Raw genomic sequence first — 18,550 nt, 5'->3', positions numbered from 1 at the left:
CCGTCTCAATTTGAGACGGCTTTTTTTATGCCTAATTTTTTATACTCTTTAAAAAAACCGTTCCTTTATATAACAGCTTTTTGAACATATATATGAAGACATTTTTAAAAGAAACAGCGAAAGCTGTAATAGATAAACAACAAGATTTAAAAAACACAACTTGTATAGTTCCTAGTGAACGTGCAGGTATTTATCTTAAAAATTGTTTTAAAGATGAGCTAAATGGTAAGGTGTCTTTTTTGCCAAAAATAGTTAGTATAGAAAAGTTTATCAAAGAGATGTCTGGCTTAGAAAGTATGGATCAGGTTTCTTTGGTTTTTGAGTTTTTTAATATTTATAATCAAGAATTTAAAGGCACAGAACCCGATACCTTTGAAAGATTTATTGGTTGGGCAACTATTGTAATTCAAGATTTTAATGAGATTGATAGGCATTTGGTAAATGGAAAAGAAATTTTTTCTTACTTAACAGATCTTCAGAATATAAAAGATTGGTCTCCAGAAAAAGAAACGGAAACAGATACAATTAAAAATTACATGAATTTTGTAAAAGACTTGTATGTGTATTATCAAAAACTGAGCAGTACTTTATTAGATAAAAAAGCAGGATATCAAGGTTTAATTTATAGAGAGGCTTATCACAATCATAAAGAATATTTAGAAACGCGTAAGAATGAATCGTTTCATTTTATCGGATTTAATGCTTTAAACAAAGCCGAAGAAGAAATTTTTAAAAGTTTTTTAGCCAAAGATCACAATCATATTTATTGGGATGTAGATGAATATTACTTAGATGACGAGCATGAGGCTGGTATGTTTGTAAGAAAGTTTTTTAACGAGTGGGAATGTTTGCAAAAAGAAGGACGAAAGAATTTTGTAAACAATCATTTTAAGCAAAAGAAAAATATTCAGGTTTTAGGAACTCCTCTAAATGTTACCGGAATTAAAGCTGCTACGTCGTTTTTAGGAAAGCAAATAGATCCAAAAGATACTGCCTTTGTATTGGCGGAAGAATCTATTTTACCCGTAGTTTTAAATTCGTTGCCAAGTGAGGTGAATAAGGTAAATATTACAATGGGATATGCGTTGAGCAATATTCCTTTAGCAGGTTTGTTTCAGTCTTTGTTTGATTTGCATTTGAATAAGCAAAAATTAGGGAAAGAATCTTTTTATTACAAAGATGTTTTGTCATTTTTTAGACACCCATATGTCAATAAAATTACGGAAAACACCAATAGTAAAGTTATAGACAATATCACCAAAAACAACTTGGTGTTTATTACACAAAATACCATCATCAATCTTTGTGATAAGCATGGTTTTCACAAATCAATTAGTGCTTTGTTTGGAGAGTTTCCTAATGTTTTAGAATTTTTATCTGCAATTATAGATTTTATCAACTACTTAAATAGCAAGTTAGAAGGTATAGAATTATTGTATGTAGAGGGGTACAGAAAAGTGTTTCAAGAAATAATCAACTTAAATAATCAATACAAATACATTAGCAATATTAAAGTATTGTATAAAATATTTAAAAAGTTATTGCCCTTAGAAACGGTAGATTTTAAAGGGGAAGCTTTAGAAGGAATGCAATTAATGGGGGTTTTAGAAACCCGTTGTTTAGATTTTAAAAATGTGATATTAACTTCTGTAAACGAAGGGATCTTACCATCAGGAAAAACAGAGCGTTCTTTTATTTCTTTTGAAGTAAAAAAGCATTTTAACATGCCTACCTATTTGGCTAAAGATGCTATTTTCTCGTATCACTTTTATCGATTAATTCAGAGAGCAGAAAATATTTATTTATTGTACAATACCAAGCCCAATGATTTTGGAGCGGGTGAAATGAGTAGATTCTTAACACAGTTGTTAATTGATAAAGAAAAAGATATTACGTATAAAAATGTAGTGGCTCCTGTTCATAAAAATACGGTAACGGCAAGAGAAGTAGAAAAAACTCCTAGAGTGATGGAATTGTTACTTAACTATTTTAAAAAAGGAGCATCGCCAAGTAGAATTATAGAATATATAAACGATCCACTTAGTTTTTACCAGAAAATTGTGTTAAAAATTAAAGAGACAGATAAGGTAGAAGAAGAAGTTGCTCACAATACCTTAGGAACTGTAGTTCACGATTCTTTAGAGTTTTTATACAAGCCTTATGTGGGTAAAATTCTTATTGCAGAAGATATCAAAAAAATGAAATCGGAAGCTAAAGAAATGGTGGCTTCTAAATTTAAAGAATACTTTAAATCCGGAGATACTACTACAGGGAAAAACAGGTTGATTAATGAAGTTGCTAATCAATTTGTGCTAAATTTCTTAAACAAAGAGTTGGAAGAGATTAAGGCAGGTAAAGAAATTATTGTTAAAGATTTAGAAGGAGAGTATAAGGTAGAGTTAACAACTCCAAATGGGCATAAAGTAGCTTTAAAAGGAAAAATAGACAGGGTTGATGAGGTTGATGGTGTAAGAAGAATTGTAGATTATAAAACGGGAAAAGTAGAGGCCAAAGATTTAAAATTGTCAGATTTGTCTTTAGTGACTTCCGATTATAAATACCATAAAATTCTACAAGTAATGACGTATGTTTTGTTGTATTCAGAAGAACATAAATTTAATTTAGATGAAAGAGTTTTAGAAACAGGAATTTATTCGTTTAAGAATTTTAAAGCAGGATTTTTAGCAATGAATTTTTCTGAAAACCCTAGAAACAAAGAATACACGGTTACAACAGCGCATTTAGAAAGTTTTAAACAAGCATTGTTTGCTTTGATTGATGAGATTTTAGATAACAAACGTACTTTTGTAGAGAATTTAGACAAAAAGTATAAAAAAGAAGTATAATGGTTCACAAAAATATTCAGGTGCAAGGAAAGCACCAAAAACCAATTTTAACAGATTTACATTATACCAAAAATGGACAAAAAAAAGCAATCGTAATTTTTTGTCACGGATACAAAGGATATAAAGATTGGGGGGCTTGGAATTTAATGGCAACTGAATTTGCCAAACAAAATTTCTTTTTTGCAAAGTTTAGTTTTTCACATAACGGAGGAACGGCAGAGCAACCTATAGATTTTCCAGATTTAAAAGCTTTTGGTAAAAATACATTCACCAAAGAAATGGACGATTTACAATCGGTAATAGATTTTGTTTTACAGAATGATGAGTTAGCATCAGAAATAGATACAGAGAATTTAACGTTAATTGGTCATTCTAGAGGAGGAGGAATTGTTACGTTAAAGGCAAATGAAGATACAAGAGTAAAAAATATAATTTCTTGGGCTGGAGTGTCCGATTTTGAAGTTCGTTTTCCTACAGGCTTTAAGTTGTGGTGGTGGAAATTAAGAGGGGTAGCACATATTAAAAATGCTAGAACCAAACAGAAAATGCCACATTACATTTCTTTTTATAAAGATTTTGTCAAAAATAAAGATCGATTTAATATTCAAAACGCTGCTAAAAATTTAAAAGCAAATCATTTATTGGTACATGGAACTAATGATGTTGTGGTAAAAGCCTTTGAATCTGAAAATGTAAAAAAATGGAATCCAAATAGCCAATTGGTTTGGATAGAAAACATGAATCATGCGCTAGGATGTTCTCAACCTTATACAGAAAAAGAAATGCCATCAGACTTAAAAAAGGTTGTAGAAAAATCAATCCAATTTATCAATGGGCAAGCGTAAATTTTCGTTTAAATACATCAATAGTATTGCAGTTCCAGCTATTGTATCTGGAGTTATAGAACCTATACTTTCTTTAACAGACACCGCTGTGGTAGGAAATGTGTCTATAAACGCCACCGAGGCTTTGGCAGCAGTTGGGCTTGCAGGTTCTTTTATTGCAACTTTAGGGTGGATTTTTACACAAAGTAAAGTAGCTATTGCGGCCTTAGTAGCCGAGTATTTAGGAAAAAAAGAATTAGATAAAATTATAGGATTGCCTGCTCAAATGATAGGAATCAACATTGTGTTGGGCTGTGCTATTTATTGTATAACGTATTTTTTAACCATTCAAATCTTTCAACTCTACAATGCTAATGGTTTGGTGTTAGATTATACCGTTTCTTATTATAGAATTAGGGCTTTGGGTTTTCCCTTGCTGTTATTTATAGTTTCTGTATTTTCTATCTTTAGAGGTTTACAAAATACTTTTTGGCCTATGGTGATTAGTGCTACAGGAGCTATTTTAAACATTCTGTTGGACTTTTTATTGGTGTATGGTGTAGATGGGTTAATTCCGGCTATGCATGTAGAAGGAGCAGCCTGGGCAAGTTTAATAGCACAGTTTGTAATGTTTGTTTTTGCTTTGGTGTTGTTATTTGTAAAAACACCTTTCCGTTTAAAAATAATATTTAAGGTACATCCGGAATTAAAAAGAACCATTAGTATTAGTTTAAACATGTTGGTTAGAACCATTGCTTTAAATACAAGTTTAGTGCTCTCTAATGCTTATGCTACCAAATATGGATCTAATTACATAGCTGCTTTTACTATTGCTTTTCAAATTTGGTTATTTTTTGCTTTTTTTATTGATGGATATGCGAGTGTTTCAGCAATTATATCAGGAAAGTTAAAAGGAGAAAATAATTATAAAGATTTAGCGTTATTGGTAAAAACAATTACTAAATATGCTTTGATTGTATCGGTGTCTTTAGCTATTTTGTTTTTTATGTTATATCCGTACATCGGAAAAATATTTACCAATGATCAAGAAGTGATAGATACGTTTGAAAATTTCTTTTGGATGGTGTTAATTATGCAACCTTTAAATGCCATTGCTTTTGTGTATGATGATGTGTATAAAGGAATGGCAGAAGCTGTTAGCTTAAGAAATACACAGCTAATAGCCACTTTTGTAGGATTTGTACCTACTTTGATTATCTTAGATTTCTTAGAATTTAAAATATATGCAATTTGGATTGCTTTTCTCATATGGATGTTGTTAAGAGCCTTACTTTTGCGTATAAAATTTGTAAAGCTTTTAAAATTAAATCTTCAATAAAATAAATAATATGGATTTAGCATATGTAAAGGCTACTTTAACAAATAGAGTAGCGGAAATAGAATTTTATAGTCCTGCTAGTAATTCACTAAATAGTGAGCAATTAAAACAATTAAGTAAGGCTATTTTGTCTTTTGATGATCGTGAAGATGTAAGTGTAATTCATTTAAAAAGTTCTGGAGAAAAAGCATTTTGTGCAGGAGCTTCTTTTGATGAATTATTAGAAATAGAAACGTTAGATAAAGGAACTGCTTTTTTTATGGGCTTTGCCAATGTTATAAATGCCATTCGTAAAAGTCATAAAATAGTGGTGACTTCTATACAAGGAAAAACCGTTGGAGGTGGAGTTGGTATAGCAGCCGCTAGTGATTACGTTTTTGCTACAGATCAGGCTAGTGTTAAGTTGTCAGAACTTAGTATTGGAATAGGTCCTTTTGTAATAGAACCCGCTGTGTCTAGAAAAATAGGATTGGCTAATTTTACAGAGTTAACCTTAAACCCTACAGAGTGGAAAACAGCTGTATGGGCAAAAGAAGTGGGCTTGTATGCTAAGGTAGCAACAAGTGTAGTAGAGTTAAATAAAGGAGTTTCTGAGTTTTTAAAACAATTAACTACCTATAATTCACAAGCTTTATCGGCACTTAAAAGAACTTTGTGGAAAGATAATACTGATGATTGGGGTGAGTTGTTAAAAGAAAGAGCTGCTATAAGTGGTAAGTTGGTGTTGTCAGAAGAAACTAAAAAAGCATTAGCCCAGTTTAAAAATAAATAGGATGAAAAAAATAAGAATTACAAAAAAGTTTGATTTTGAAACAGGTCATGCATTGCACGGTTACGATGGTAAATGTAGAAATGTTCATGGTCACAGTTATAAATTATATGTAACAGTTATTGGTTCTCCTATAGAGGATTCAAGTCATGTTAAAAACGGAATGGTGATAGATTTTACGGATTTAAAAACAATTGTAAAGTCTGAGGTTGAAGATGTTTTTGATCATGCAACAGTGTTTAATAAAAACACACCTCATGTAGAGTTGGCAAAAGAATTACAAGACAGAGGTCATAATGTAATTTTGGTAGATTATCAACCTACAAGTGAAATGATGATTCTTGATTTTGCTGATAAAATTAAAAAACGATTACCTAATCATATAGAATTACACTCCTTAAAACTACAAGAAACAAGTAGCTCTTTTGCAGAGTGGTATGCTAGTGATCAGTTGTAATACATAAAAAAGGAGCCTAATTAGGCTCCTTTTTTATTATATGTCTTCCACTTGTTTTCCGTTGTATTGATTCATAGCATTTCCAATTCCAGCGGTTCCAAAAGCAATAACCAGTTTGGCGGCTTTGTCTAATAGCTCAGGAAAGTAACGTTCTTCCTCCTTGTTCCATTCTCCTAAAACGTAGTTTACTTGTCTGCCTTTTCCAAACATAGCGCTAATTCCAAATCTAAAACGGGCATAGTTTTGATTTCCTAACTTTTCGTTAATGTCTTTTAAACCATTGTGTCCACCCGCACTACCTTTTGCTTTTAATCTAAACGTTCCAAAGTCAATATTTAAATCATCAGAAATTACTAAAATATTTTCTTGAGGAATTTTTTCTTTATCCATCCAATATTTTACAGACTTACCACTTAAATTCATATAAGTAGAGGGTTTTAGTAAAATAAATGTTCTTCCTTTAAATTTAAACACAGCAACATCTCCTAATTTATCAGTACTAAAAGAGGTGTCTTGTTGTTTGGCTAGTTCGTCTAAAACTTTAAAACCAATATTGTGTCTTGTGTTTTCGTATTCTGCACCAATGTTACCAAGACCTACGATTAAGAATTTTTTCATGGGGTGTTCGTTAGAAATTTGTTTAGGCTGAAACCATTTAGAAAAGAATGCCATTGTTGTTTTTGGCAAATATAAGGTTATTGAACAAAAAAAGAGCGTTACCTAGGTAACGCTCTTTTGATTTATATGTAAAATATAATTTATTCTTCAGCAGCAGCTTTTGCAGCGTTACGAGACATTCTTACTTGAGCAACAACAGTGTTGTCATTGTGTAAAATTTGGTAGCTATCGTTTCTTAAAGCAGAAACGTATAATTTGTTACCAATTTGTAAGTTCGTAATATCAGCTTCAATAGTATCTGGCAAGTTAGCCGGAATTGCTTTAATTTTTAACTTACGTAAGTTATGACGTAATGCACCCCCAGCAATAACCCCTTTAGAGTTACCAACTAAGTTTACAGGAATGTTCATAGAAATTTCTTTGTCAGCCTGTAACTGGTAGAAATCTGCGTGAATAATTCTGTCGTGAATTGGGTGGAATTGAATATCTTGTAAGATAGTTTCAATTTTTTCACCGTTTACTTCAATCGTAGCAGTATAAACGTTAGGAGTATACACTAAGTTTTTGAATTGTTTTTCATCTGCTGAAAAGTGTAAAACTTTGTCCCCTCCGTATATAACGCAAGGTACCTGTCCAGCATTACGTAAGGCTTTAGTCGCTGACTTACCTACGCTTTCTCTTTGAGATCCTTTGATTGTAATTGATTTCATAATATATATTAAATGATAAATTTATCCGTAATTGACTTGAAGTTCTGAACTTTATCCATTACCTCCGCAAATAAGGGAGCGCAAGATAGTACTTTTATTTTAGAACTCTGTTGTTTTAATGGAATAGTGTCTGAGGTAATTAACTCTGTTAATTGAGAGTTTTCTATTTTTTCGTAAGCATCACCAGATAAGATAGGGTGAGTTACAATTGCTCTAACACTTAATGCTCCTCTTTCCATCATTAAATCCGCAGCTTTTGTTAATGTTCCGGCAGTATCAGCCATATCATCTACTAAAACAACATGCTGACCAGTAACATTTCCAATTAATTCCATATGAGAAATCACATTGGCTTTAGCTCTTTGTTTGTAACAAATAACCACATCGCTATTTAAGTACTTAGCATAAGCATAAGCTCTTTTAGAACCTCCCATGTCTGGAGAAGCTATGGTTAAGTTAGGTAGGTTTAAACTTTCTATATAAGGTAAGAAAATTGTAGAACCGTATAGGTGATCAACTGGTTTTTCAAAGAATCCTTGAATTTGTCCAGCGTGTAAGTCCATAGTCATTACACGAGTTGCACCGGCAGCTTCTAATAAATTAGCAACCATTTTAGCTCCAATAGCTACACGAGGTTGATCTTTTCTGTCCTGACGAGCCCATCCAAAATAAGGAATTACTGCTGTTACGTGTTTAGCAGATGCTCTTTTACATGCATCTAAGATTAATAACAGTTCCATTAAGTTGTCTGAGTTTGGAAAAGTAGATCCTATAATAAAGACCCTTCTACCACGAACAGTTTCGTTGATTACAGGTTGAAATTCACCATCGCTGAATCTTGCTACAGTTAGGTCACCTAGTTCAGTTCCGTAATGTTTAGCTATAGCATTAGCCAATTCAGTACTTTGTGAACATGCAAAAACTTTTGGAGTTAATTGATTAACAGACATTTGAGATTGTATTGTTGAGTATGGATTAATTTGTTTGCAAAAGTAGAAATTTTTTTGGTTTACAATGTGTCAATACGTTGATATTTTTTTACATTTGCACCACCAAGTCCAAAAAAAGCCTAGGTGGCGGAATTGGTAGACGCGCTGGATTCAAAATCCAGTTTCTTCGGAAGTGCGGGTTCGATTCCCGCCCTAGGTACTAATCCAACTCAGCTCTGAGTTGGATTTTTTTATGCAATAAATCTTATTTTTTACTCTGATTATTAGTGTTTTACGTTTTTTGTTAACGGTTTTTATATATGTTTTTTTGAAATTTATCTAAAAAACCTACCAGTACATACTAGTTTTGTTTATATTTGCTGTATGACATTAACTCCAGTAGAAAGAAAGTTAGGTGTGCCCAAATACAAACAGATTATTACGTCTGTTGAAGAGGCAATTGCAGGAAAAGTACTTAGAAAAGGAGATAAACTTCCATCTATTAGTAAAATTCAGAATGAGAATAAGGTATCTAGAGATACGGTACTAACAGCTTTTAACGAATTAAAAACTAGAGGAATTATTCAATCCATAGCGGGAAAAGGCTACTATGTTTTAAGTGAGCATATAGAAGTAGGAAAAAAAGTTTTTGTGCTTTTTGATGAACTAAACGCGTTTAAAGAAGATTTATATAATTCTTTATTAAAGTATTTAGAAGTAAATACGGAAGTTGATATTTATTTCCATCATTTTAATAATGAGGTGTTTAGTAAGTTAATTTTTGATAGTATAGGGAATTACAGTTCTTATGTAATAATGCCTGCAAATTTAAAGAACACACAACAGGTTATAGAAAAACTACCTAAAGAAAAGGTCTACATCTTAGATCAAATGCATCCTGAATTAAAAGAATACTCTGGTATTTATCAAAATTTTGAAAAAGACATCTATCTAAATTTAAAAAAAGGTATAGAGTCTATTAAAAAGTATGATAAAATGGTGTTGTTGTTTTCCAAAAAGATTCAACCATCAGGAATGTTAAAAGGCTATGAGAGTTTTTGCAAAGATTTTAATATTAAGTATGAAGTAGTTGATTCTATTGAAGATAGAGTTTTAGAAAAAGGAGAGGTATATGTAATTCCTGATGATAGAAACTTAATAAGAATTGTTAAAAAAGTAAAAGAACAAGGTTTACTTCTTTCTGAAAACATAGGGATTATATCGTACAATGATACTTTGTTAAAAGAGATCGTTGAGGGAGGAATTACCACTATTTCTACAGATTTTAACGATATGGGAAAACGTTTGGCACAAATGTTAAATAACAAAGAGCAAGTGCAAATAGAAAACCCTAATCATTTAATTATAAGAGAATCATTATAAAAAAATAAAAAATTGTATACAGTAAAAAAATCACAATCAAACGGATTAAACTATATAGAAATAGGAAATTCGGATGCTACTTCTAATGCTAAAATTTGTTTAGATAGAGGTGGAGCTTTAGAAAGTTTAGTTTTAAAGGCAGAAACAATTATTGAGGATTTAAGTCCTTTAGAATATAGTAGTACTTATGCCTCATCGGTTTTGTTTCCATTTGCAAATCGTATTAAAGACGGAAAGTACAGCTACAATAATCAAGAATTTCAATTAGAGTGTAATGAAGGGAATTTAAACAATGCATTACACGGATTAATTTATAACAAAACGTTTGAGCTTGTAAGCTCAGATGCTTCAGAAAACGGAGCTACTGCTACTTTAAAGTATGTAGAAACTAGTAAAGCTGCTGGTTTTCCGTATTTGTACACTATTTTATTAAGATTTACGCTAACAGCAGCAAATTTTAATTTAGAAATAGGAGTAGAAAATAACGATGTTACAGCATTTCCTTTTACTTTAGGATGGCATCCTTATTTTGTATGTCAAGACTTGTCAAAAAGTAGTTTAGAGTTTTCTAGTGCTAAAACTGTTGAGTTTGATGAGAGAATGATTACACGTGGAATTATAGAAGGAAAAGTAGCAATGCCTTTTGAAATTAAAGAGCAGCAATTAGATAATTGTTACGCTTTAGATCACGGAACGGTTGTTTTTAATACACCAAGTTATAAAATGACGATAGCATCATCTGCTAAAGAAAATTATTTCCAAATGTACACTCCACCAAGAGCTAATACAATTGCTTTAGAACCTGTAACAGGAATTTCAGATAGCTTTAATAATAAGTTAGGATTAGAAGAGTTGCAAGCTGGAGATTCACACAGTGTAACTTGGAGCATAGCCATCAATTAAAAAATAAATCAAATTTAACTTTAAGGTAAAAGTTAGATCATCATTAATAGATAAATTCATAAAAAATGGATACTAAATTAATTCAAAAAGTTTCAGAAAGTTTTGCAAAAAGCTTTAGCTCAGAGCCCGTACTAATTTATTCACCGGGACGTATTAATATTATTGGAGAGCATACAGATTACAATGCTGGTTTTGTTTTTCCTGCTGCAATTGACAAAGGAATTGTTGCTGCTATTCAAAAAAGTGAAAGTGGACAATCTACTGCTATTGCTATTGATATGAATGAAACATATCAGTTTGATACCACTAATTTAGATACAGAAAACTTATCTAGCTGGCATGCTTATGTTGTTGGAGTAGTTGCTGAGACTCAAAAATTAGGAAAAACGGTAGGGAATTTTGACATCGTTTTTGGAGGGAATATTCCTGATGGAGCTGGAATGTCATCATCTGCTGCGTTAGAAAATAGTGTGGTTTTTGGAATTAATACATTGTTTGATTTAGGTTTAACTAAATACGAAATGATTTTAATTTCTCAGGCTGCAGAACATAACTATGTAGGAGTAAAGTGTGGAATTATGGATCAGTACGCATCTATGTTCGGAATTAAAAACAGTGCTTTATTATTAGACTGTAGAACAGCACAAGCAGAACCGTTTACTATTGATTTTAAAGATTATCAATTGTTGTTGTTTAACACCAATGTAAAACACAAATTATCGGACAGTGCTTATAACGACAGAAGAGCTGTTTGTGAAAAGACAGCAGAATTGTTAGGAATTGATGCTTTAAGAGATGCTACAGAAGCAGATTTAGAAAAAGTAAAAGATCAATTGTCTGCTGAGGATTTCCAAAAAGTAGTATATGTTGTTCAAGAAAACAACAGAGCACAAGCTGCTGCCGTTGCTATGAAAAAAGGAGATTTAGTAGAATTAGGACAATTAATCTACGGTTCTCATAACGGATTACAACATCAATATAAAGTAAGTTGTGATGAGTTAGATTTCTTAGTGGATTTAGCGAAAGAAAATTCAGACATTTTAGGAGCTAGAATGATGGGTGGTGGTTTTGGAGGTTGTACAATCAACTTAATTAAAAAAACAGCGGTTGCTGATTTTAAAGAAACTGCAGTAGCAGCTTATACAGAAAAATTTGGACACGCATGTTCTCCTTACGAGGTAGCATTGTCTGATGGAACAAACTTAATTTAATCAAGAAATAAATAACAAATAACATGGATAAGAATTTAGAAGATTATTCACATAAGAGGTTTAATATCTTAACAGGAGAGTGGGTTTTAGTATCTCCTCACAGATCTAAACGTCCTTGGCAAGGTCAGAATGAAGCAGTTAATAACGAAAAGAGACCAGCATACGATGAGTCTTGTTATTTATGTGCAGGAAACACAAGAATTAGTGGAGATGTAAATCCTAAATATACAGGAACGTATGTTTTTACCAATGATTTTGCAGCTTTACAAAGCGATTCACCTTCTTTTGAAGTAAACGATGGTTTGTTACAAGCACAAAGCGAAACAGGTATTTGTAAAGTAATTTGCTTTAGTCCAGATCACTCTAAGAGTTTGGCAGATATGGATGTTCCAGGAATTACAGAAGTAGTAAAAACTTGGCAAAGAGAGTACAAAGAAATAGGGTCTAACGAGGCTATTAACTATGTACAAATTTTTGAAAACAAAGGAGCTGTAATGGGATGTAGTAATCCACATCCACACGGACAAATTTGGTCTCAATCTAGTTTACCAAACGAAGTGTTTAAAAAAGATAATACTCAAAAAGCATACTTTGCAGATAAAAAATCTAGTTTGTTAGGTGATTATTTAGCACAAGAATTAAACGGAGATAGAGAGCGTATTATTTTTGAAAACGATGCCTTTGTTGTTTTAATTCCTTTTTGGGCAGTTTGGCCTTTTGAAGCTATGATTGCTCCTAAAAAACAACAAAACAGCATTCTGGATATGACAGAAGAAGAAGCTGTATTATATGCAGAAGCTATTTCTGTATTAACAAAAGCATACGATGCTTTGTTTAACACTTCTTTCCCATATTCTAGTGGTATTCATCAAGCTCCAACAGATGGACAAGACAATGCTCACTGGCACTGGCACATGAGTTTTTACCCACCTTTATTAAGAAGTGCAACGGTTAAGAAATTTATGGTTGGTTACGAAATGTTTGGTACTCCACAGCGTGATATTACTGCAGAAGGTGCAGCACAAAGATTAAGAGATTTACTATAGTAAATTTAAGGTTTAGAAAAAGAGGCTATACGCAAGTGTAGCCTCTTTTTTGTTTTTACATAACTAGATATTAGCTAGACGATGTGTTTGTTGTATTGAATTCAACATACGTTACTTCTTTAACGCTTTTTATGATTTAATTTTAGAACACTTAAAAATTAAAGAAATATGAGGAGAGCTAATTTTTGGAAAAAAACATCAGTATTGTTGTTTTCTGTATTTATAGCAGTAGGAAGTTGTGCAAGTGATTCTGCAGATTTTATACCACCACCTGCAGAAGAATCAAAAGAAGAAGAACCTAAAGTAGAGGTTAAAGTAATAGATGTAACTAAGGCAGATGTAAATTATCCAACATTTGTATCTTTTGATGATAACACACCTGAAGGAATGGTTTGGGAAAAGGTAGAAGCTTTGTCTGATGAGTTTGAAACTTGGAATAGTGATAAATGGACAAAAACAAATTGGAATTACGGAGGTACTCCTGTAAATATGCTAAATAAAAATTCAGGAGTAACAGATGGAAATTTGTGGATAAAAGCCACTTTAGATTCTACAAGTGAAGATCAATGGTTTGAAACTTCAAGAGTACGATCTAAAACTTCTATTAAATTTCCAATGTATACAGAATGTAGTATTAAAACAGCTCATATATCTGCTTTTAATACGTTTTGGTTAAATAACGGAAATAGTAATGATAGAGATGAAATTGATATTATAGAAAACAATTCAAATCCATCAGCAGAAGCAACTAATAGTTTTGATTTAGATGCATATCCATGGCAAATGAATTCTCAGTACTTTATAGTGAAAGATGGAGTTACCGAAAGAGCTAAAGGAAATTCAAGCAATAAAGATTTGTCAGAAGGAAATACCTTGAGAGGAGTTAAGTGGAACGAAGCTTATCACGTAGTAGGTGCTTGGTGGAAAGATGCATATACGGTTCAGTTTTATTTAGACGGAGAACCTTCTGGAAAAGTAACAACAAAACAACCATTTACGTTAGAGCAATTTTTAATTTGGGATTTATGGACACAAGATTCTGCTTGGGTAGGAGGTTTGCCTAAAAAAGAAGAATTGTTAGATGATACTGTGAATACAATGCGAGTAGATTGGGTACGAACTTGGAAATTAGTTTCAAAATAAATTCTTTTAGCATTAACTATTACAAGGGCAACTATCTTTTAGGAGTGTTTAATTTTTATAAATAAAAAACGAATTATGAGGGTTAAATCTGTATATAAAAAACTTAGTGTGAGTTTTATTTTAGTAATGCTATCTGCTTCTCAAGAGGTAAATAGTCAAGCTAAAGTTTCTGTTAATTTAAATGTAAAACACGTTGTTGGTGGGATATCTGAATTTGATAGAACAAAGTATATCACAATTCATGCAAATCAAATTGAAAATGAGTGGGATGGTGATAATTTTACATCAGATTTAAGAGATCATTTTTTAAATGGCTTTGATGTATATTTAGGAAGAGATACAGGAGGGATTACTTGGAATTTAAATAATATGCAAGAAGATGCTTCTAGACCTGGTTTTGCAAATCCTTCTAACATAATATCAAAAGGTATAAACACTAGAAATAATTATGCTTCTAAAACGCATTTACATGTATATGAAAATAGAAAAAGCAATCATGTAGTCGCAGCACAATTACATCCGTTTTGGACAGGTGAAAGTCAAATAGCTACTAAAGGTACAGGTTGGAAATTGGCAAGTCCAACTGCAACTGGAGAATATATGGGACGTTATTTTAATGAATTTTATGGAGATAATGGAGAGCCTGTACCTAGTTGGATAGAAGTAATTAATGAACCAGCATATGAAGCTCTTGGAGGAAAGAAAAATTTTACAAACTCATTACAAGAGATAGCAGATTTTCATGTAGAGGTAGCAGATGCTATTAAAGTACAAAATCCAAATTTAAAAATAGGAGGATACACAGCAGCATTTCCAGATTTTGAAACGGGTGATTTTCAAAGATGGATAAATAGAGATAAATTATTTATAGATGTTGCGGGTGAAAAAATGGATTTTTGGTCTTGGCATTTGTATGATTTTCCTGTAATAGGAGGAAAAGAAGATATACGATCTGGGAGTAACGTAGAGGCAACTTTTGATATGCATGACCATTATAGTATGTTAAAGTTGGGACATAAAAAACCTTATGTAATTTCAGAATATGGGGCTCAAACACACGATTTTAGAAATGAAGGTTGGTCTTCTTACAGAGATTGGTTGTTTGTAAGGGCTCAAAACTCATTAATGATGTCTTTTATGGAAAGACCAGAAGATATAGCTATGGCAATTCCATTTACAATTGTAAAAGCAGAATGGGGTTTTAATACAGATAAAAATTTACCTTATCCGGCTAGATTAATGCGTAAGGCTAATGAGCCAGAAAGTTATACAGGAGAATGGGTATACACAGATAGAGTTAAGTTTTACGATTTATGGAAAAACGTAAAAGGAACTAGAATTGACACAAAATCTACGGATTTAGACATACAGGTAGATGCGTATGTTGATGGAAACAAAGGATATTTAATTTTAAATAATTTAGAATCTGAGGAAACTGAAATTACTTTAGATGTTTTTGAAAAATATGATAGCAGTATTACAAATATTTTAAAAAGACATTTAACCCTTTCTAGTAATAACGTTGTAATAGAAGAGGAGACTTTTTCATCTTCAATTTCTACAGTCCAATTAGGAGCTGGATCTACAATGATTTTAGAGTATACCTTTGCAAATTCCCTTACCATTGATGAGACTTCTACCGAAGAAAAATATTATGCAGACAGTTGTTTACAGCCTATAGTTGCTTCTCAACCTATTTTGTTTGCTGTTAATAATGTAGTTAAATCGGATACATATGGAGAGGCTGTGTTGAGGTTAGGACTAGGTAGAGATCATGGTAAGTCTTTAAAACCAATCGTAAAAGTAAATAATACAGAAGTGGTTGTGCCAGATGATTGGAGAGGTTACGATCAGGCAGATAAAGGGAGGTTTTTTGGGACTATAGAAATACCTGTCTCGTATGATTTGTTAACTACAAACAATACCGTTTCTGTTGAATTCCCAGACTCTAGCGGACATGTAAGTAGTGTAATTATGCAAGTATTTAATTTTAGTTCAGATATTAGAACATTGTCTGTGAATGATGTTACTGCATCAGATACAAAAACGCTATTGATTTCTCCAAACCCAGTAAAAGATGGAATGTTAAATATGACTATACCAGCAAAATTAAAAAATCCAATAGCTTCTATTTATAATGTTTCAGGTAGTTTGTTAATAAAACAATCAATGAAACATAGTCAAACTAGTATTCCTGTAAACTTATTTGACAAAGGAGTTTATTTATTGGTTCTACAAGATGGAAGTAAAAAAATAGGAGAATCTAAATTTGTAATACAATAACTAAAAATATAAAATTAAAAAGCCCAATACGTTAATGTATTGGGCTTTTTAATTTTAGGTGCTTATCTATTTTTATAAGATGTAGATATGTATCTAAAATTAACTACATCTTTAATTGGTTAAGGAGTGTTTTATAAAATCACATTTTTCTTAATTTCTTCTACAACCTCTGGGTTTAGTAATGTAGAAATATCTCCTAAGTTTTCTGCATCGTTAGAAGCAATTTTTCTTAGAATACGTCTCATAATTTTTCCAGAACGTGTTTTTGGTAAACCGCTAACAAACTGAATTTTATCCATTTTGGCAATAGCTCCAATGGTTTTGGTAATTACTTTGTTAATTTCTTTACGTAAAACCTCTTCATCTGTTGTAACATCGTTGTACTTTGTTACATAAGCATACAGAGCATTTCCTTTAATGTCGTGCGGAAAACCAACAATAGCACACTCTACAATAGCTTCATGTTCGTTAATGGCATTTTCTATTGGAGCGGTTCCTAAGTTGTGTCCAGAAACAATAATTACATCATCCATACGTCCAGTAATTCTATAGTTCCCCATAGCATCACGGTAGGCACCATCTCCTGTAAAGTAGTGACCTGGGAATGCAGAAAAATAAGTTTCTTTGTAACGTTGATGGTTTCCATAAATGGTTCTAGCCATACTTGGCCAAGCTCCTTTAATAGCTAAACTACCTTCTGCAGGAGAATCAGTAAGTTCTTTTCCTGTAGGGTCTAACAATACCGGTTGTACTCCAGGGAGTGGTTGTGTAGCAAAGGTTGGACGTAAAGGTGTGATACCTGCCATGGCAGCAATCATAATAGCTCCTGTTTCTGTTTGCCACCAAGTATCTACAATAGGACAAGTTCCTTTTCCAATATTGTCGTTGTACCAGTGCCAAGCTTCTTCGTTAATAGGTTCCCCTACAGATCCTAGTACTTTTAAACTGGTTAGTTTGTGTTTTTCTACCAAGTGTAAAGGTTGTTTAGCCAAAGCTCTAATAGCAGTTGGAGCGGTATAAAAGTGTGTTACTTTTAATTTGTCTATAATTTCCCAAAAACGTCCGTAATCTGGGTAAGATGGAATTCCTTCAAACATGACCGTAGTGGCTCCGCTAGCTAAAGGTCCATAAATAATGTAAGAATGTCCTGTAATCCAACCAATATCGGCAGTACACCAATACACATCGTTTTTCTTTGCCTGAAAAACATTTTGGAAGGTATAGGTACTTCCTACCATGTATCCTCCACAAGTGTGAACCATTCCTTTTGGAGTTCCTGTAGAACCAGAGGTGTATAATATAAAGAGCATATCTTCACTATCCATATCTTCTGCAGGGCAGTAATCGTTTTCTATTTTTTGCAATTCGTCAAACCAAAAAGTATCTCTACCTTCTTTCATTGCAGTGGGCTCTACAGTTCTTCTGTATACAATTACACTTTCAATACCAGGAGTTTTTTCTAAGGCTTCATCGCAAACTGCTTTTAAATTGATGGGTTTTGTACCTCTGTAAACTTCGTTGGCTGTAATTAATAATTTACAATCAGAATCGTTAATTCTACTTGCCAAAGCAGATGCAGAAAATCCTGCAAATACAATAGAATGTACAGCACCAATTCTAGCACAAGCTAGCATGGCAATGGCTAATTCAGGAATCATAGGCATGTACAAACAAACTCTGTCTCCTTTTTTAATTCCTTTGTTTTTTAACACGTTGGCAAAAGCAGAAACTTTATGGTATAGTTGTCTGTAGGTAATGTGTCTAGATTCTTCTTTAGGATTGTTAGGTTCCCAAATAATAGCTGTTTTGTTTCCTTGTTTTTCTAAATGTCTATCTAAACAATTTTCGGTAATATTTAGCTTTCCGCCTATAAACCATTTTGTTTCAGGTGTGGTAAAATCTGATTCTAAAACCTTGTCCCATTTTTTTCTCCAGACAAAATTTTTGGCAATTTCTCCCCAAAATATTTCAGGGTTTTGAATACTTTGTTTGTAGTCTTCTTTGTATTGACGATATGATTTAATTTTCATTTTTATTGCGATATTTTTGGTTTATGAATTTAATGGTTATTAAATCAATATCAAAAACA

General features: G+C 32.3%; 15 protein-coding genes and 1 tRNA gene. 12 read left to right on the top strand and 4 right to left on the bottom strand.

What is annotated here, in order from left to right:
- The first annotated feature begins 92 nt into the window (after positions 1-92).
- The 5 genes from GGR97_RS03945 to GGR97_RS03925 are packed head-to-tail and all read left to right on the top strand — an operon-like array spanning position 93 to position 6,235.
- Positions 93-2,846, top strand: a complete 2,754-nt coding sequence (locus GGR97_RS03945; RefSeq protein ID WP_167897165.1) for a PD-(D/E)XK nuclease family protein — start codon at positions 93-95, stop codon at positions 2,844-2,846.
- Positions 2,846-3,691 (top strand): alpha/beta hydrolase family protein, encoded by an 846-nt coding sequence (locus tag GGR97_RS03940; RefSeq protein WP_167897163.1) that lies wholly within the window; start codon positions 2,846-2,848, stop codon positions 3,689-3,691. The genes GGR97_RS03945 and GGR97_RS03940 overlap by 1 nt, the downstream gene beginning before the upstream one ends.
- On the top strand, positions 3,678-5,009 hold the full coding sequence (locus GGR97_RS03935) for an MATE family efflux transporter (protein ID WP_167897162.1): 1,332 nt from the start codon (positions 3,678-3,680) through the stop codon (positions 5,007-5,009). Before GGR97_RS03940 ends, GGR97_RS03935 begins: the two co-directional genes overlap by 14 nt.
- A 10-nt stretch (positions 5,010-5,019) precedes the next feature.
- Complete coding sequence (locus GGR97_RS03930) at positions 5,020-5,781, top strand: enoyl-CoA hydratase/isomerase family protein (RefSeq protein WP_167897160.1); 762 nt, start codon at positions 5,020-5,022, stop codon at positions 5,779-5,781.
- A gap of 1 nt (position 5,782) precedes the next feature.
- On the top strand, positions 5,783-6,235 hold the full coding sequence (locus GGR97_RS03925) for a 6-pyruvoyl trahydropterin synthase family protein (RefSeq protein ID WP_167897158.1): 453 nt from the start codon (positions 5,783-5,785) through the stop codon (positions 6,233-6,235).
- A gap of 36 nt (positions 6,236-6,271) precedes the next feature.
- Here GGR97_RS03925 and pth read toward each other — a convergent pair whose 3' ends face one another.
- The 3 genes from pth to GGR97_RS03910 all read right to left on the bottom strand — a co-directional run bounded on the left by pth (position 6,272) and on the right by GGR97_RS03910 (position 8,513).
- A complete protein-coding gene (pth, locus tag GGR97_RS03920; protein ID WP_167897156.1) occupies positions 6,272-6,907 on the bottom strand; it encodes an aminoacyl-tRNA hydrolase in 636 nt (211 codons plus the stop codon).
- A gap of 86 nt (positions 6,908-6,993) precedes the next feature.
- Positions 6,994-7,563 (bottom strand): 50S ribosomal protein L25/general stress protein Ctc, encoded by a 570-nt coding sequence (locus GGR97_RS03915; protein WP_167897154.1) that lies wholly within the window; start codon positions 7,561-7,563, stop codon positions 6,994-6,996.
- Positions 7,564-7,571: 8 nt separating this feature from the next.
- Positions 7,572-8,513 carry a ribose-phosphate pyrophosphokinase gene (locus GGR97_RS03910; protein ID WP_167897152.1) on the bottom strand — a complete coding sequence of 314 codons (942 nt, stop codon included), beginning with the start codon at positions 8,511-8,513 and terminating at the stop codon, positions 7,572-7,574.
- A gap of 117 nt (positions 8,514-8,630) precedes the next feature.
- Between GGR97_RS03910 and GGR97_RS03905 the strand changes: the two genes are divergently transcribed.
- From GGR97_RS03905 to GGR97_RS15380, 7 genes are all read left to right on the top strand, one after another.
- Positions 8,631-8,712, top strand: a tRNA-Leu gene (locus tag GGR97_RS03905).
- Between the two features lie 164 nt (positions 8,713-8,876).
- Entirely contained in the window at positions 8,877-9,875 is a 999-nt protein-coding gene (locus GGR97_RS03900; protein ID WP_167897150.1) for a GntR family transcriptional regulator, read from the top strand.
- Positions 9,876-9,887: 12 nt separating this feature from the next.
- On the top strand, positions 9,888-10,778 hold the full coding sequence (locus GGR97_RS03895; RefSeq protein ID WP_167897148.1) for an aldose 1-epimerase: 891 nt from the start codon (positions 9,888-9,890) through the stop codon (positions 10,776-10,778).
- A 65-nt stretch (positions 10,779-10,843) separates the two neighbouring features.
- Positions 10,844-11,989, top strand: a complete 1,146-nt coding sequence (gene galK / locus GGR97_RS03890) for a galactokinase (RefSeq protein WP_167897146.1) — start codon at positions 10,844-10,846, stop codon at positions 11,987-11,989.
- A gap of 23 nt (positions 11,990-12,012) precedes the next feature.
- Entirely contained in the window at positions 12,013-13,035 is a 1,023-nt protein-coding gene (locus GGR97_RS03885) for a UDP-glucose--hexose-1-phosphate uridylyltransferase (protein WP_167897144.1), read from the top strand.
- 168 nt (positions 13,036-13,203) lie between these two features.
- Entirely contained in the window at positions 13,204-14,178 is a 975-nt protein-coding gene (locus GGR97_RS03880; protein ID WP_167897143.1) for a LamG domain-containing protein, read from the top strand.
- A gap of 108 nt (positions 14,179-14,286) precedes the next feature.
- Positions 14,287-16,461, top strand: coding sequence for a T9SS type A sorting domain-containing protein (locus tag GGR97_RS15380; RefSeq protein WP_167897140.1), 2,175 nt, complete (start codon positions 14,287-14,289; stop codon positions 16,459-16,461).
- A gap of 131 nt (positions 16,462-16,592) precedes the next feature.
- Here GGR97_RS15380 and acs read toward each other — a convergent pair whose 3' ends face one another.
- A complete protein-coding gene (gene acs, locus GGR97_RS03870) occupies positions 16,593-18,491 on the bottom strand; it encodes an acetate--CoA ligase (RefSeq protein ID WP_167897138.1) in 1,899 nt (632 codons plus the stop codon).
- Positions 18,492-18,550: the final 59 nt, after the last annotated feature.

This window comes from Wenyingzhuangia aestuarii, assembly GCF_011927765.1.
Lineage (GTDB): Bacteria > Bacteroidota > Bacteroidia > Flavobacteriales > Flavobacteriaceae > Wenyingzhuangia > Wenyingzhuangia aestuarii.
This window is presented reverse-complemented; position numbering and strand designations above follow the sequence as displayed.

Excerpts from the sequence above, each read along its gene's own strand:
- GGR97_RS03935 (WP_167897162.1), top strand. The coding sequence starts at position 3,678 with ATGGGCAAGCGTAAATTTTCGTTTAAATACATCAATAGTATTGCAGTT.
- GGR97_RS03910 (WP_167897152.1), bottom strand. The coding sequence starts at position 8,513 with ATGTCTGTTAATCAATTAACTCCAAAAGTTTTTGCATGTTCACAAAGT.
- GGR97_RS03940 (WP_167897163.1), top strand. The coding sequence starts at position 2,846 with ATGGTTCACAAAAATATTCAGGTGCAAGGAAAGCACCAAAAACCAATT.
- GGR97_RS03885 (WP_167897144.1), top strand. The coding sequence starts at position 12,013 with ATGGATAAGAATTTAGAAGATTATTCACATAAGAGGTTTAATATCTTA.
- GGR97_RS03880 (WP_167897143.1), top strand. The coding sequence starts at position 13,204 with ATGAGGAGAGCTAATTTTTGGAAAAAAACATCAGTATTGTTGTTTTCT.
- GGR97_RS03915 (WP_167897154.1), bottom strand. The coding sequence starts at position 7,563 with ATGAAATCAATTACAATCAAAGGATCTCAAAGAGAAAGCGTAGGTAAG.
- GGR97_RS03930 (WP_167897160.1), top strand. The coding sequence starts at position 5,020 with ATGGATTTAGCATATGTAAAGGCTACTTTAACAAATAGAGTAGCGGAA.
- acs (WP_167897138.1), bottom strand. The coding sequence starts at position 18,491 with ATGAAAATTAAATCATATCGTCAATACAAAGAAGACTACAAACAAAGT.
- GGR97_RS03900 (WP_167897150.1), top strand. The coding sequence starts at position 8,877 with ATGACATTAACTCCAGTAGAAAGAAAGTTAGGTGTGCCCAAATACAAA.
- galK (WP_167897146.1), top strand. The coding sequence starts at position 10,844 with ATGGATACTAAATTAATTCAAAAAGTTTCAGAAAGTTTTGCAAAAAGC.
- GGR97_RS03925 (WP_167897158.1), top strand. The coding sequence starts at position 5,783 with ATGAAAAAAATAAGAATTACAAAAAAGTTTGATTTTGAAACAGGTCAT.
- GGR97_RS03945 (WP_167897165.1), top strand. The coding sequence starts at position 93 with ATGAAGACATTTTTAAAAGAAACAGCGAAAGCTGTAATAGATAAACAA.
- pth (WP_167897156.1), bottom strand. The coding sequence starts at position 6,907 with ATGGCATTCTTTTCTAAATGGTTTCAGCCTAAACAAATTTCTAACGAA.